11 protein-coding genes are annotated in these 15,067 nt (G+C 63.7%); 4 read left to right on the top strand and 7 right to left on the bottom strand.

From position 1 onward, the window contains the following. Positions 1–332 precede the first annotated feature (332 nt). Positions 333–791 carry a hypothetical protein gene (locus tag OES25_07270; protein MDH3627442.1) on the bottom strand — a complete coding sequence of 153 codons (459 nt, stop codon included), beginning with the start codon at positions 789–791 and terminating at the stop codon, positions 333–335. 353 nt (positions 792–1,144) lie between these two features. Here OES25_07270 and thiC point away from each other — a divergent pair, with 353 nt between their 5' ends. After that, positions 1,145–2,863, top strand: coding sequence for a phosphomethylpyrimidine synthase ThiC (gene thiC, locus OES25_07265; GenBank protein ID MDH3627441.1), 1,719 nt, complete (start codon positions 1,145–1,147; stop codon positions 2,861–2,863). Between the two features lie 9 nt (positions 2,864–2,872). Here thiC and OES25_07260 read toward each other — a convergent pair whose 3' ends face one another. The 5 genes from OES25_07260 to OES25_07240 are packed head-to-tail and all read right to left on the bottom strand — an operon-like array spanning position 2,873 to position 9,048. Next, on the bottom strand, positions 2,873–4,252 hold the full coding sequence (locus OES25_07260) for a PQQ-like beta-propeller repeat protein (GenBank protein ID MDH3627440.1): 1,380 nt from the start codon (positions 4,250–4,252) through the stop codon (positions 2,873–2,875). Between the two features lie 34 nt (positions 4,253–4,286). Next, positions 4,287–5,255: a DUF4340 domain-containing protein gene (locus OES25_07255; GenBank protein ID MDH3627439.1), complete on the bottom strand. Its 969-nt coding sequence runs from the start codon at positions 5,253–5,255 to the stop codon at positions 4,287–4,289. Next, the gene (locus OES25_07250) at positions 5,252–7,372 is read right to left on the bottom strand and encodes a GldG family protein (protein MDH3627438.1); all 2,121 of its coding nucleotides are present in this window, start codon (positions 7,370–7,372) and stop codon (positions 5,252–5,254) included. The genes OES25_07255 and OES25_07250 overlap by 4 nt, the downstream gene beginning before the upstream one ends. A gap of 9 nt (positions 7,373–7,381) precedes the next feature. Then, a complete protein-coding gene (locus tag OES25_07245; protein ID MDH3627437.1) occupies positions 7,382–8,110 on the bottom strand; it encodes an ABC transporter permease in 729 nt (242 codons plus the stop codon). After that, entirely contained in the window at positions 8,107–9,048 is a 942-nt protein-coding gene (locus tag OES25_07240; protein MDH3627436.1) for an ATP-binding cassette domain-containing protein, read from the bottom strand. The genes OES25_07245 and OES25_07240 overlap by 4 nt, the downstream gene beginning before the upstream one ends. Before the next feature lie 204 nt (positions 9,049–9,252). Between OES25_07240 and OES25_07235 the strand changes: the two genes are divergently transcribed. From OES25_07235 to OES25_07225, 3 genes are read left to right on the top strand one after another with little or no spacing between them, the layout of a single operon-like run. Beyond that, positions 9,253–10,695, top strand: coding sequence for an NAD-binding protein (locus OES25_07235; protein MDH3627435.1), 1,443 nt, complete (start codon positions 9,253–9,255; stop codon positions 10,693–10,695). Between the two features lie 3 nt (positions 10,696–10,698). Beyond that, entirely contained in the window at positions 10,699–11,853 is a 1,155-nt protein-coding gene (locus tag OES25_07230) for a cation:proton antiporter (protein MDH3627434.1), read from the top strand. After that, entirely contained in the window at positions 11,841–14,240 is a 2,400-nt protein-coding gene (locus OES25_07225) for a prolyl oligopeptidase family serine peptidase (GenBank protein ID MDH3627433.1), read from the top strand. The genes OES25_07230 and OES25_07225 overlap by 13 nt, the downstream gene beginning before the upstream one ends. Here the strand turns inward: OES25_07225 and OES25_07220 are convergent. Then, positions 14,237–15,052 (bottom strand): FKBP-type peptidyl-prolyl cis-trans isomerase, encoded by an 816-nt coding sequence (locus OES25_07220; protein ID MDH3627432.1) that lies wholly within the window; start codon positions 15,050–15,052, stop codon positions 14,237–14,239. The genes OES25_07225 and OES25_07220 overlap by 4 nt on opposite strands. Between the last annotated feature and the right edge of the window lie 15 nt (positions 15,053–15,067).

Raw genomic sequence — 15,067 nt, 5'->3', positions numbered from 1 at the left:
CAATTCGAGATAAACGTGACGATCTTCGTCCGATCGAAAGACGATCTTTCGATGGTTTCCACGGTGAGTGATGTGAAACGGCCAGCCCTCGAGCATGACCCTTGCGATTCGCGCCATCTTGGTCGTTTGCCGGTGGAGGCAACGGGATTCTCTACAACTGTAGACGATCACGACCGAGGGCGGGCCGCACGCCAGTTACCACGTTGTGCCGCGGCAATCGGAGCCAATGCGTCCCCGAAACTCCGTGATGGAAAACGTCCCCCCAAAAAAAAGGAGCGCCGTCCAGGGGAAGACGACGCTCGAGAGGGGGGAGGGGGGAGGAGACTAGGGGGTCAGCGGGACGCCATCACGATCGGCGTGTCGCTCTTCTGCGGGCCCGGCGGCAGCCACTCGCCACCTGCGGCGGCAAAGCGGAACTTGTAGATCGCCTGTCGTGACTCGCCGCGGAATTGGAATCCGACCAGGACCACGTGGCCGTCGGCCTGTCGATCGAAGAGGAACCGGTCTCGGGCACCGAGCTCTCCGTCCTGGCTCTTACTCAGCAGGTAGCCGACACACGTGTTGTCGACCCAGAGTTCGTTCATCTCGGTTCCGGGGGTGTAGCTGGAGATCGTCTGAATGGAGAGGCGTCCGGTATCGAACAGCTGCCCGTTAATCACGAACGGCTGATCCATGTCGGCGACGACGCGTCGACCGGCTGCCTGGGCCTCGGGAGCCGTCACTCCTACGACGACGGCGAGGGAGAGGGCGGCGACGGTCAGCGCCATCCATTGGGTCTGTTTTTGCCTCATGACGACCTCCTGGTCTCGTTGCGCCTGCCCCCAATAGAGGCAATTGCCGTGCCAGTTCGTGAAATTCGCCACTCCCGGGAGGCTTCGCCGGCGCCCCTGGACGAAACAGGGAACTTCTCGGGGATCGTCGGGATCGCTGTCGGCAGGCTCGGGATAAGCTGGATCGTTCCCCTCGTTTCACGAGAAGGATGCGGGTCCGGAAAGCCCAGACAGGTCCCGACGGAGCGTCGACACCCACTGTCAATCCCAGGGACCAGGAATGACAATCTCGGTCGCCTCGTTTACGATCAAAGGTGTCTCCGTCGTCATTCCGCCGACCGAGCGAAGGAGTGCTCCCCGTGAAGAACGTGCGCATGAGCCGTCCCGCCGGACGACGTATCTACCTACCCCACGCCGATGGCTCGGAGCAGCGACGGGTTCCCATGCGAGAAATCGCTCTGGAGTCGCCTCACGAACCGGTCCGTCTCTACGACACCAGCGGTCCGTATGGTGATCCGGACTACGAAGTCGATGTCAATCGAGGGCTCCCACGACGCCGCGAGGCCTGGATCGAGACCCGCAGCGACGTCGAATCCATGGACGGCCCGACGTCGGACTACCGGCGTCAGCGCGAGGCCGATCCGTCGCTGGCGGATCTCCGCTTCCCGGATCGGGCGGCCCCCAGGCGCGCGCGACCGGGATCCCGGCCGACCCAGATGCACTACGCCCGTCGTGGCGAGATCACGACGGAGATGGAGTTCGTCGCCCGGCGCGAGTCGTTGGAGCCCGAATTCGTCCGCGACGAGGTGGCCCGGGGTCGTGCCATCATCCCCGCCAACATCAACCACCCCGAGTCGGAGCCGATGGCCATCGGTCGTCGTTTCCTGGTCAAGATCAACGCCAACATCGGCAACTCCGCCGTGGGTTCGTCGATCGAGGACGAGGTCGAGAAGATGGTGTGGGCGGTTCACTGGGGCGCCGATACCGTCATGGACCTCTCCACCGGCAAGAACATCCACGAGACTCGCGAGTGGATCCTTCGCAATTCACCGGTGCCCATCGGCACCGTTCCGCTCTACCAGGCGCTCGAGAAGGTCGGAGGTGCCGCCGAAGACCTGACCTGGGACCTGTTCCGCGACACCCTGATCGAACAGGCCGAGCAGGGCGTGGACTACTTCACGATCCACGCAGGTGTGAGGCTACGTTACGTGCCTCTCACCGCCAAGCGACTCACGGGGATCGTCTCCCGCGGTGGGTCGATCATGGCGAAGTGGTGTCTTGCCCATCACCAGGAGAGTTTCCTGTACACCCACTTCCAGGAGATCTGCGAGATCATGGCGGCCTACGACGTCAGCTTCTCTCTGGGGGACGGCCTTCGACCGGGCTCCATCGCCGACGCCAACGATGACGCGCAGTTCGGTGAACTGGAGACCCTCGGAGAATTGACCAAGGTCGCCTGGCAGAACGACTGCCAGGTGATGGTCGAGGGTCCCGGTCATGTTCCGATGCACCAGATCAAGGAGAACATGGATCGGCAACTGGAGGTCTGTCAGGAGGCACCGTTCTACACGCTGGGGCCCCTGACGACGGACATCGCGCCGGGCTACGACCACATCACGTCGGCGATCGGTGCGGCGATGATCGGTTGGTTCGGCACCGCGATGCTCTGCTACGTCACTCCCAAGGAACATCTGGGTCTTCCCGACAAGCAGGACGTCAAGGAGGGGCTGATCGCCTACAAGATCGCGGCCCACGCGGCCGATCTTGCCAAGGGGCATCCCGGAGCCCAGACCTGGGACGACGCCCTCAGTCGGGCACGATTCGATTTTCGTTGGCAGGATCAGTTCAACCTATCGCTGGATCCGGTGACGGCTCGGGAGTACCACGACGAGACGCTTCCGGCCGACGGCGCGAAGACGGCGCACTTCTGTTCGATGTGTGGCCCCAAGTTCTGCTCGATGGAGATCACCCAGCAGATCCGCGAGTACGCCGCCGCGAAAGAGTTGGACGAGACGGCCGCCAGAGAGACCGGAATGCAGGAGAAAGCGGAAGAGTTTCGGAAGGCCGGTGGCGACGTCTACGTTCGCCCATGAGTCGCGTCTCTAGTTCAGGCCCAGAGCCAGAAGGTAGCGCTCTCCCCGGATGTACAGTACGCCTTCCGAGATGGCGGGAGTGGCCATCAGCAGGTCGTCGACCGGGAGGGTCGCCACCAACTCGAAGGCCTCGCCCGGACGCACGATGAAGACGTCGCCGTCCTCGCCCGGAAGATAGAGCAGTCCGCCACCGAGTACCGGTGAGGCGCTGAAACCACCACCGACGTGGGGAATCCTCTCTCGGTAGATCTCTTCACCGGTGGCCATACGGTAGGCGTCGAGGACACCGTTGTTGTTCAGGGAGTAGAGGATGCCGTCGTACGCGATCGGAGTCGGCATGTACGGACCCCGTGCGTAGAGGCTCCAGGCCAGATGTTCGCTTCGCCCGTCTTCCGCCGGCGTGATGTCCCCGCGCGACCCCGCTCGGATCGCAAAGATCGGAGCTTCCGGGCGACGACCACTCGCCACAACGATCAGGCCGTCGGCCTCAAACGGAGTCGGCGCGGTGATGTTCGAGCTTCCGCCGAGACGCCAGAGTTCCGTCCCGTCCTCGGGATTGTATCCGATCACGCTGGGTGAGCCGTTGGTGACCAGTTCCTGCCCGGCCTCGGTTTCGACGATGGTGGGCGTGCCCCACGACGGCAGCGCGTCCCGTTCTGTCCGCCACAGGAGCCGGCCGTCGGTCGTCGAGTAGGCCGCGATGAAGCTCGTTCCCTGGGTGTCACACTGAACGATGACCCGATCGCCGTCGATGATCGGGGAGCTGGCGGAGCCCCACTCGTAGTCCGGAGCATCGTAGGCGCCGACATCCAGCCGACCGAGGTCCGCTTGCCACAGTCGGTTCCCATCGATGTCGTAGGCGAATAGACCCTCGGAGCCGAATAGCGCGACGACGATCTTGCCGTCGGTCACCGGTGTCGAGTTCGCATAGGTCGCCTTGATATGTCGCTTGTCGGTCGGTGTTCCTCGGTGGACCTCCGCATCCCAGAGCGTCGAGCCATCACGCTTGTTCAGGGCGATGAGGTGCCACGCGTGTTCCCAGCGATCCTCGGCGGCATCGCCCGAACCGTAGAGACCGTGTTTGAATCCCACGTCGTCCTTCTCGCTGACCGCCGTAGCGATGAAGATCCTGTCTTCCCAGACGACAGGGCTTGCGTGGGCCAGTCCTGGAATCGGGACACGGAACAGCACATTCGTCCCGGAGGCAAGATCCCAGGACTCCGGGAGCGGCACATCGCCGCCATCGCCGCGCGCGTCGATTCCGCGAAACGAGGGCCAGTCGACACCCAGTCGGGGGGCGGTCACCGCGCTGTCGGGGGCCGGACAACCGGTCAGGATCAGCGATGCGAGAGCGCAGAGGACAACGGAGATCGAGAGCCATCGGTGCATGAAGCGGACTCCAGCTTCACCTACAGCCGGATAGTCAGCTGGGCGGGCTAGCCCCCATCATGGCACGAAGATCCAGGTCGAGGATGCTCTGCAGCGACGATTCCAGGGCGATCCCGGCGAAGCCCTCTCCGTCGCGTCCCACGAAACGTCGGTCGTTCCCGTCGCCGACCGCCAATCCGATTTCCAGCAGCGTGAATCGGTGGTCGGTGGAATCGCGCCGTCGTACGTCCACCTGGACGCCGACGGTTGCGAACCCGTGGAGGGTCTCGTCGCGACGACCGGCAACATCGGAGATGCGCAGACCGCTGATATCCGATAGCAGGCCGGCGAGTTGGTCGTCGCCGAGTGGTTGCCCCGCGAATTCCGCCGGTTCCTCGACGGCCCAGCCCTCGTCGCCTCGAACCACCGTGAAACTGCCCGAGACATTGCGGACGGTCAGCCCGTCGATGTCGGACGAATCGATCTTCAGCCAGTCCTTGTCGATCCAGTTACCGGCGGGTCCGGAGACATCGTAGGCCGCGAGATCGCGGACCTCGTAGACGGCGTCCTCATCGGCCTGCCGCAGATGGATCGATCCGAAATTGGGCGGGTTGCCGAACAACAGATCGACCGCGGGATCGTCGTTGCCATCGCCCCAGATCCGCAGTCTCGCTTCCGCATCCTGTTCTCGTACGCCGAAGGACTCGTGGTATCGAGCGCTGCGGACCAGCGGGCGACGTACCTCGAGAGCGCCGATCTTGGTCAGGAGCGACTCGAGCTTCGCGCCGTCGGCCGGGAAACCGTCCAGTGCCTCGACCTGCCACCCGTCGCCGGCTCGCAGCAGCTGGACAGCGTCGTCGTCGCCCCCGAACATCACCCGCGTCGGGACCAGCTCGTCCCACCCGGCGATGAGGGGTGTGGGTCCGGCGGAAACGCCGCGCTCGCCCATCGGCATGCGTACAACGACGATCAAGAGAATCTGAACCGCCAACACGACCAGCAGGATCCGTTGGTTCCGTGTCATCGCTTCCCTCCGAGACGACGCCACGTCGCAAGTCCGACGAGGGCCAGCAACGGGAGGAGGTAGTTGATCGCCTCCAGGGTCTTTCGCCGCCCGTCGTCGATGGGTTCCAGTCGCCGACTGACCGAACCCTTTGCGCGGATGTCGATCATGTCGTTGTCCAGCGTGGCCCAATCGATGATGTTCTTGGTGAACCGGAGGTTCTCCGCGAAGAACCCGCCGTCGACCTGCCCAAGAACACCGGCCACGAAATCGCTGAGGAACTCCGAGTTGCCGACCACGACCAGCCGCGTCTCGGGAGACTGTTTCAGTGGGATCTCCGGCGGTGCAGGCAGGCTTCCGTCGTCTCCAGGGGTAGGAAGGTCGATCTCTTCCGTTATCGCCGGTTCGTCGTCACCTTCGCGGACGGGCCGCTCGGCGAAATAGCTGGTGAATCGACCGTTGAGTGCGACAGAGAGGAGGTGTGGTTGGGTTCCTTCCTCCGGCACCGTGTATTCCAACAGCGCAACCTTCGTCAGGTCATCGTCGATCCACGACGCATCCGACGACTGAAGGATCGGCAGGACGTCAACGTCCTCACGATCCAGATCCACCTCGATCGGACTTCCCCAGTAGATGCCGACCGAATCCAGGGTCGCGGTGATGTCACGGTTCAGGAAGCCGTCTTCACGCACCTGAACCAGATAGGGGTAGGGGGCCAGTCCCCAGGTCCGGATGGCACCCAGCGACGTGTACTGCACCTCGGGAATTGGGAGCGACTGGTTGCGGTCATCCAGCACCAGGGTCGGCGTCAGAGTCACGCCGTGATGCTGAAGCCAGTCCTCTAGACCGGTCTCAACGGGTTGGACTCGCAGTCCGCTCTGGTCGAAATCCGCCTCGTAGGTTCCGGCGCAGAGCACCACGCGCCCACCCCGCATCAAATACTGATCGAGATTGTAGAGCGCCCCGCGGGTCAGCCCGTTCGGCTTCAGGACGAGCAGCAGATCCACGTTCCTCGGTACCGGGTCGGCCAGTGCGACCTCGGCGACTTCGTAGTCCTGACCGAGGTATCGCGTGACCTGTTCGAACTCCGGCGGTGGCTGCTGCATCTGCATCTGCATCTGAAGTTGCGGAGGGATGTCCAGGGGCTTTGGCGCGACGACGCCGACGGTCGTGAGGAAGCCCGGGAGACTTCGTTGGATCGCCTCTTCGATCTGTTCGCGTACGGTGGCTACCGTCAAATCGGGTTCCGTCAACATCAATTGCTCGATTCGACCGTCGATTTCGAGCAGACCGTAGAGGTAAAAACTGCCTTCGCTGAACAGTCCCATCGACATGGGCGCCATGCCATAACGATCGGCCAACTCTTGTCCCAGCGCCGGGTCTTGCGAGGGGTCCAGCTCTTCATAGACGAACATCTGGCCGGCCCGCGGCGCGATCTCCGCAACGGCGGCACGGACCGTCTCCGGAGTCTCCGCCAGAACCTCGGGGAGATCGCTCGGGGTCATCACGGCCGTGAAGCGCACGGGCTGGTCTAACCGATCGAACAGGTCGGCCGTCGCGTGAAAGCCATAGACGACCTTCTTGATCGCGCGTGTCACGTCGTATTCGAGGTTGCGAAGGGAGATGTCGATGTCTCCGTCGGCCGTTGGCTCGACGGTGATCAGATCCTGGAAGCCATACCGCTCGTACTGGTCGCCGTACTGAATGACGATGGCGAAGTACGCGTTGACGATTCCGGTCTCGTACTTGGAGGCCAGTTGAAACGGCGTCGATCGAACCCCGAACCGATCGGCCGCCATCGCCTCGACGTCGGAGTCGCCGCTGGGGTCGACGACCTCGAGAGTCAGTCGACCATCCGCCATCGCGCGGTACTCCTCAAGGAGATCCACGATCTGTGGCACGAGGGGGGCAAGTTTCGGATGTGTGCGTTCGGAGAAGTAGCCGTAGATCGTGAGGTCTTCTTCCAGCGAGCCCAGCACGTTGCGTGTCGCGCCGGAGATCGAGAACAGCCGATCCTGGGTCAGGTCGAGTCGTGCCGCCGACCACCCGGAGATCAGGTAGTTGAACGCCACGAGGTTGACGACGGTCAGCAGGACCGTGAGTCCCAGGGAGGCCATGCGCTTCTTGCGAGTCTTCACCGGTGCCTCCTAGGCCCAACGTTTGGCGCGGAGCGCGCAGACGTTGAGGAGCAGGAAGGTCGCCGTCAGCGACGCGTAGTAGACCAGGTCACGCAAGTCGATCACTCCGCGGGCAATGCTCGAGAATCGACTGCCGGTCCCGAGAGCACGAAGGAGGCCTGCCGTCTGATCGGAGAACAGACGTGTGAACGGGTCCGTGCCGAGGCCGAACAGCGCGAGGCAGACGACGAAGGCAAGGATGAACGCGAGGATCTGGTTCTCGGTTAGCGCGGAGATGAACTGTCCCAACGACAGGTAGGCACCGCCGAGCAACAGCGCACCGAGATAGCCGCCGAGGATCGGTCCCCAATCGAAGTTGCCGACACCCGCCACGGAGAGAGAAAGCGGAAGCATCATCGTCAGCGCGAGGCCGGCCGCCAGCAATCCGAGTCCCGCGAGGAACTTCCCGGCCACCAGTTCATGATCCCGCGCCGGGAGGGTCAGCAGCACTTCGAGCGTTCCCTGTTTCTGTTCTTCTGCCCAGAGACGCATGGTCAGCGCCGGTACCAGCAGCAGCGTGAGAAACGGAATCGCTTCGAAAAGCCCACGCATGTCTGCCCGACCACGGGCGAAGAACGCCTCTATGTTGAAGAACGTGAACAGAGCCGCACCGGCGAAGACCAGCAAAAACACGTAGGCGATCGGCGAATTGAAGTACGCCGAGAGTTCCTTCCGCGCGACGGTTCGCATGCGGCTCATGCCGAAACCTCCCCTCGACTGGCGGAGGTCAACTCGCGGAAGACATCCTCGAGGGTCTTGTCGTCCCGACTCAGCTCTCGCAGACGCCACTCATGACGCCGTGCGAGGTCGAAGATGGCCTCGCCCGGGCCGTCAGATCCGTCGAGTATCAGTCGGTACCGCTGGAAGCCGTCGCCGAGCGAGTCGCAGGTGACCCCGCGGACACCGTGAAGCGCAGACAGCGCCGAGCGCGTCCCGTCAGGATCCTGACTCTTCAACTCGACCGACTGGGTGCGTGTTCGCGTCAGGTCGGCCAGCTTGCCGTCGGCGCGGATGGTGCCGTCGATCAGGATGACCGCCCGATCGCAGGAGGCCTCCACCTCCGGGAGAATATGGGTCGAGAGGATGACGGTCTTGGTCTCTCCCATTCGGCGGATCAGGTCGCGGATCTCGACAATCTGATTGGGGTCGAGCCCCGAGGTGGGCTCGTCGAGGATCAGCAGATCCGGGTCGTGGAGCATGGCCCCCGCGAGGCCAACCCTCTGGCGGAAGCCCTTTGACAGATGACCGATGTGCCGCTTCAGGACCTGTTCAATGCCACAGTCGTCTGCAACGTGGGCGATGCGCCTGCGCAATGTTTCCCGATCCAATTCCCGCATCTGTCCCATGAACTGCAGGAAGTCATGGACCTGCATGTCCACGTAGAGTGGCGCATTCTCGGGCAGGTAGCCGATCCGTTTCTGTACTTCCAGCGGCTGCTCGACGACATCGTATCCGTCGATCCGCGCGGTGCCGGAATTTGGTAGCAGGTAACCGACGAGGATCTTCATCGTCGTCGTCTTGCCGGCGCCGTTGGGTCCCAGAAGACCCACGATCTCTCCACGCTCGATGGTGGTGGAGACACCCCGCAGGGCCTCCAGCGAACCGTAGCTCTTTCCGAGCTTTTCTATCTCTATCACGCCGGACCCTCCCGCCCGACGGCCCCGGGGACCGTGACGGAATCCATCAGTCACTCGCGGTTGTATTTGCGGCGAAGCCTGTCGCGCGATCCCATTATCCGGGGCTTCCGGGGATTGTCAAATCGGCGAGAATCCCGAAGATCCGCCCGCCAACGACGGAAAGATTCCTGTTAGCATGGCCGCGTTGGCTTGTTTGGGGGATCGATGAAAGCGATCGTCGTCGGAGGCGGTGGCGTAGCTCGCCAGCTGCTACGCCGACTGGGTGAGCGCTGGGTCGTGACGGTCGTGGACGAGTCATCGTCCAGGCTCGTGGCCTGTGGCAAGATCCGCGAGGTGCGGACCATCGAGGGCGACGGTTCCAGTCGCGTGGTCCTGAAGCGCGCCGGGCTGGAACAGGCCGACGCAGTCGTCGCCGCAAGCACCGACGACGACCTCAATCTTGAGGTCTGCCGACTGGCCGCCGACGCCTCGATCCGTCGTGTCGCGGCCATCGTCAACGAGGTCGAACACGAGGATCGATTCCGCGATCTCGGCGTGCATTTCGTTACGCCCGAGGCCCTCGCCGCTCGCCGACTGGAGCTGGGGCTCGAGACACGACGGTTGTCTTCGACCGCGTTTGCGGATGGTCGAGCCGAGGCGATCGAATTTCGCATCGCGGCGGACTCGCCGGTGCGTGGACGACAGTTGAAGGATCTCCGCGCCGCCAGTTGGATCGTCGGTGCGATCCTACGTCACGATCAGTTGATCATCCCCCACGGCGAAACGGTGATGGAGGCGGGGGACTCGGTCACCGTCGTCGGTGCCGGCTCAGACTTCGCCGAGATCGTCCGCACATTCTCCGCGGGGCGTAGTCGCTTCCCCCTCGATTTCGGCAAGCGAATCGCCGTGGCCGTCGACCGGGAAGACGATCTCAACGGCGCATTCGCCGAGGCCGTGCAGTTTGTTCGATCGACACGGGCATCATCCCTCTTGATGGTCCACCAGGACGCGATGGCTGTTCGCGAGGAACAGCGAGCGGCCGAGATCCGTCGGATCGTCGATCGAGCACCCCGGGTCGCGGAGGGTGTCGAGTTGCGGACACGGGTCGTGCACGGCGTCGCATCGTCGTCCCTGGCCTCGATCCCCGGCGGCGAGAGTGTAGGCGTGCTGGTCATTCCAGACGCCACCCAATCCATCACGGGCCGGATGCTGCAGGTTCGTCACGCTCTGCAGTTGATTCGACGCACGGGAAAACCGGTGCTCATCTCCCGTGGCACGCAGCCGTATCGAAAATTGCTGGTGCCTGCCCGCCGTACCGAGGCCGGTCGGGCGGCCATGCGTGTCGCCATCGACATCGCGCGGTTCTCAAAGGCCGAGCTGCACGGTCTGGTCGCCGTCGATCCGGTCTTTATCGCCGGTCCCGCGGCTCCGCGAGAGGCACGGGCGGCGGTCGGTTGGATGGAAGAAGAGGCCGGCGTCCACGGAATCGGAGCGCAACACACCATTCGCCGCGGCAATCCGGTGAAGCTTCTGGCGGCGGCCGCCGATGAGTCCGACCTGGTGGTTCTCGGGATCCGAAGCCGACGTCGCCTGTTCGTCCTCCCCGTGGGGATCGGTGGCTGGGTCGCCGGTCGGACCCGGACATCCGCACTCCTTGTTCCGGCCTGATTGATGGACGGCGCGCTTTCGATCAGCGTCGTCGCTCTGGCGGGATTCGTCCTCCCGTTATTGGCCAGCCGTCTTCGGCTGCCGGCGGTGGTTCTGGAGATCCTGTTCGGCATCGCCATCGGGCCGTCGATCCTGGGTTGGATCCACGCAACACCGGAGATGGCGTTTCTCGCGGAGCTTGGGTTCCTGTTGCTGATGTTCCTATCGGGATTCGAGATCGACTTCAACGAACTCCGGCGGCAGGGTGGCTCACAGATCGGCATCGGCCTGCTGGTCTTCGTCTTGACACTCTTCTTTGCCTACAAGGGTGCCCGTCTCCTCGGGCACGGGCCCTTCGTGACGTTACTCCTGGCGACCACGTCCGTTGGGCTGGTCGTACCCACGCTGCGCGAGGGGCGACATACCGCCACGGCACTGGGTCAGACGATCCTGATCGCCGCGATCCTCAGCGATTTCCTGACCCTCATCGGGACCACGCTGCTTGCGATGGTTCACGAGAACGGACTCGGATGGAATCTCCTTCGATTCCCCGCGTTGTTCGCGACGATGGCGGTGTTGCTGTTGTCCCTGCGGCGTCTGGCGTGGTGGTTCCCGGATCGGTTCGAACGGTTGTTCTCCGAGGAGGACAATTCGGAGATCGGCATCCGCGCCAGCCTGGCCTTGATGTTCGTCTTCGTGGGTCTCTCGCACATGCTGGGTGTGGAGTCGATTCTCGGAGCGTTCCTGGCCGGCACCGCGTTCGCGATGATCTTCCGACATCGCGGCGCGCTCGATCGGAAGCTGTCCGGTTTCTCCTACGGCTTCTTTATTCCGATCTTCTTCATCCACGTCGGTCTCGAGTTCGATCTGCAAGCGCTGATGACACCGGGGGTCTTCCGTGGGGCTCTGTCGCTGATCGGGGTCGCCATCGCGGTAAAGCTACTGGCATCGTGCGCGCTGTTCCTGAAGGGACTATCCCCGAGAGAGGTGCTCGCCGCCGGGATTCTCCTGTCCGCCCGTCTCAGTCTTGTGATCGCCGTGGCCAAGCTTGGCTCCCGGCTGAACCTTCTGGATCCGGCACTGGAAACACAGGTCGTCCTGTTGGCGGTCGTGACCGCGACCCTGACACCGACGCTCTTCGGGCTCATCGCCCCACGAAAGGCTTCATGCGAATCGTAATCTGCAGTCTTGTTCTTGCGTTGGGTTGGGGTGCGGTTTCCGCCGACGGGTATCGATTGCCACCGGACGAGGTCGTCAGGGTCGTGGACGCGGCTCCGTCGCCGACGCAGAAGATCAGCCCCGACGGCAAGACGATGCTACTGATCCATCGCGACGCGTTGCCTTCCGTTGCCGAGTTGGCTCGCCCGATGTTGCGACTGGCGGGGACGAGGATCGATCCGATGGTCGGCGGAGCGTATCGGAGTCGGTTCGATCGTGCGATCGAGGTTGTCTCATTGCCGGCGGGTGAGGGGTGGGACGTGTCGCTGCCATCCAACCCGCGCATCGGCTCGGTCGTCTGGGCTCCCGACTCCCGGCACTTCGCATTCACGCAGGTGACGGAATCGGGAACTGAGTTGTGGATCTCGAGATCCAGCCGCGGAGCGACGCCGTTCCGTCTGAGCGATCGTCTGAACACGGTCTTCTTCGATTTCGCCTGGGCCCCCGATAGCCGTTCGCTGTGGTGTGTCTTGATTCCGACCGAACGTGGGGCCACACCCGTGGCGGGCAAGGGCCTTACGGGTCCGGTGATACAGGAGAGTCGTGGGGAATCGTCACCCCTCCGGACCTATCAGGATCTGCTGACGGGTCCCGACGATGTCGCACTCTTCGAGCATCACGCCCGTGGTGTGAGTGCGCGGTTGCGATTCTCCTCGGACGAACGGACCGCCGAGGTCGATCTCTACGGCGAGCCGGCGATTCATGTCGATCTCGACCCCTCGCCCGACGGTCGCTGGTTGATGCTCAACACGTTGAAGGCCCCTTACTCGTATCTGATGCCCTGGTGGAAGTTCGCGAGAGACGTGAAGGCGCTTCGGGTCGAGGATCGGAAGCTCGCGACGATCGAATCGCTCCCGCTCCAGGAGAGCGTGCCGATTGGCGGCGTCCATACCGGGCGACGAAATGTCCGCTGGCTCCCCGCCGCACCGGCAACCCTCCTCTGGGCACAGGCACTCGACGGCGGGGATCCGAAGGCCGAGAGCGATTTCCGCGATGCCTGGTATCGACTGGACGCGCCCTTCGAGGGGGAACCCCGTGCGCTGTTCCGATTGCCTCAGCGGGCGACGCGGCTGGATTTTTTCGTCACGGCCGATCGGGTGGTCGCGACCGAATACGACCGAGATCGTCGCTGGACTCGTGTCACCGTCCGTCACCTCGACGATCCCGACGCCTCGCCGGTGGTCATCGAGGATCGTAGCGTTCGCGATCGCTACGGAGATCCCGGGCGGTTGATGAAGATGCATGGGCCGGGTGGCAAGCGGGTCATTCGGGAGCGTGCCGGATGGATCTATCGCTCCGGTGCCGGGGCATCATCTTCGGGTGACCGACCGTTTCTCGACCGGCAACATCTTCAGACGCTCAAGAGTGAACGGTTGTGGCAGAGCGCCGAGGATAGCTACGAGGCGGTGATCGAGATCGTCGGCGACGGGAAGCGGCCACGCTTCATCACTCGGCACGAAGATCCGAAGTCGCCCCCGAACTTCCGAATGCGCACCGTTCGGGGAAAACGCTGGAACGCGTTGACCGCGATTCCACATCCCGCACCGGAGCTTCTCGGCGTCCGAAAACAGCTGGTGACGTACGAACGTGCGGACGGGGTGCCCCTGTCGGCGACGCTCTATCTGCCCGCCGGTTACAAGGATGGCACTCGACTGCCGCTTCTGGTGTGGGCCTATCCGCGAGAGTTTAACGATGCCCGCACCGCGGGGCAGGTGACCGGTAGTCCATCCCGCTTTACGCGTATCGAAGGCTCCTCGCATCTCCATCTCCTCAGCCAGGGGTACGCGATCATGGACGGCGCGACGATGCCGATCATTGGCAATGCCGAGACCATGAACGACACGTTCATCGAGCAGTTGGTCCAGGCCGCCGAGGCTGCCATCGAGACCGCCGTCGCCATGGGTGTGGCCGATCGTGAGCGGGTGGCGGTTGCCGGCCACAGCTACGGTGCATTCATGACGGCAAACCTGCTGGCCCACTCCGATCTTTTCGCCGCGGGGATCGCGCGGAGCGGGGCCTACAACCGGACGCTGACGCCGTTCGGGTTTCAGTCCGAGCGTCGGACACTCTGGGAGGCACCCGAGACGTACTTCGCCGTCTCGCCATTCATGCACGCCGACAAGATCGACGCACCGCTATTGCTGATTCACGGCGAGGCCGACAACAACGCCGGGACCTATCCCATGCAGTCCCGACGTCTATTCCAGGCGATCAAGGGACACGGCGGATCGGCGAGGCTGGTGATGCTCCCCCACGAGAGTCACGGCTATCGTGGGCGGGAGTCCATCCTGCATGTTCTTGCGGAGATGATCGACTGGTTGGACGAGCACGCGAAGAAGCGAGACTAGCGTGGGCCCTGGCCGGGAGTGGTCCGTTTCGCCGGCGTGCGGAACGTGACCAGCTCGACATCGAACACCATCGGGCCCCTCGGCTTTCCGCTGTAACTGAAGTAGGCGAGTCCTGCGGGTAGCCAGAGTCGGCGTTGTTCCCCCGGACTCATGTCCGGAACGATCTCTTGCAAGCCGAGATAGGCGCTGCCGAGGACGCGACGATAGGGCTTGCCGACGAAGTAGGTACTCTCGACCAGCTTGCCGCTGGTCGTCCAGCTGGTGAGTTGCAGGGTGACGACCGACTCCCGGCCGGGTCCCTCCTCGCCGGTGCCGTCCCGCAGGCGAAGCCAGCTGAGACCGCTTGGCGTCGTCGTCGCCTCCGGCGGCGCGCGATGAGGTGAGGGTGGGGGATTGGAGATCACATGAAGCAACTCGATGTCGTAGATCACGGTCCCGGTGGGTTTCCCCGTCAGTCCGGCAAAGGCCAACTCCTGGGGGATCCAGAGCCGTCGCGTCTCGCCCTCTTGCATCTGCGCGACCCCTTCCTGCCAGCCGACGAGGCCGCTGGTCAGGGGCAACCCGAGAGGTCGGTCCCAGCCGGCCTCCTCGAACATCACGCCCTTCTCGGTCCAGGCGCGATAGCGGATGACGACGATGTCGGTGGGCTGTTCGGGGCTCGCGCCGTCTCCGGGGCTCAGGGTCTGGCTGACCAGCCCGCTTTCAAGTCGGGCGGCGTCGGCGGGTGGCGAGCCGGGAGGGGCGTCGGCGATGGCCAGGGAACTGGCCAGCAAGAGCAGCAGCGCTTGGATCGTCTGGGTCGTCTTGGTCATCGAACCAAACTACGC

This window comes from Acidobacteriota bacterium (genome assembly GCA_029861955.1).
Lineage (GTDB): Bacteria > Acidobacteriota > Polarisedimenticolia > Polarisedimenticolales > Polarisedimenticolaceae > JAOTYK01.
The sequence above is the reverse complement of the archived record's forward strand: the minus strand, read 5'-3'. Positions and strand labels throughout refer to the sequence as shown.

Coding starts and splice junctions, on each gene's coding strand:
- OES25_07230 (MDH3627434.1), top strand. CDS start 10,699: ATGGACGGCGCGCTTTCGATCAGCGTCGTCGCTCTGGCGGGATTCGTC.
- OES25_07255 (MDH3627439.1), bottom strand. CDS start 5,255: ATGACACGGAACCAACGGATCCTGCTGGTCGTGTTGGCGGTTCAGATT.
- OES25_07245 (MDH3627437.1), bottom strand. CDS start 8,110: ATGAGCCGCATGCGAACCGTCGCGCGGAAGGAACTCTCGGCGTACTTC.
- OES25_07220 (MDH3627432.1), bottom strand. CDS start 15,052: ATGACCAAGACGACCCAGACGATCCAAGCGCTGCTGCTCTTGCTGGCC.
- OES25_07260 (MDH3627440.1), bottom strand. CDS start 4,252: ATGCACCGATGGCTCTCGATCTCCGTTGTCCTCTGCGCTCTCGCATCG.
- thiC (MDH3627441.1), top strand. CDS start 1,145: ATGAGCCGTCCCGCCGGACGACGTATCTACCTACCCCACGCCGATGGC.
- OES25_07270 (MDH3627442.1), bottom strand. CDS start 791: ATGAGGCAAAAACAGACCCAATGGATGGCGCTGACCGTCGCCGCCCTC.
- OES25_07235 (MDH3627435.1), top strand. CDS start 9,253: ATGAAAGCGATCGTCGTCGGAGGCGGTGGCGTAGCTCGCCAGCTGCTA.
- OES25_07225 (MDH3627433.1), top strand. CDS start 11,841: ATGCGAATCGTAATCTGCAGTCTTGTTCTTGCGTTGGGTTGGGGTGCG.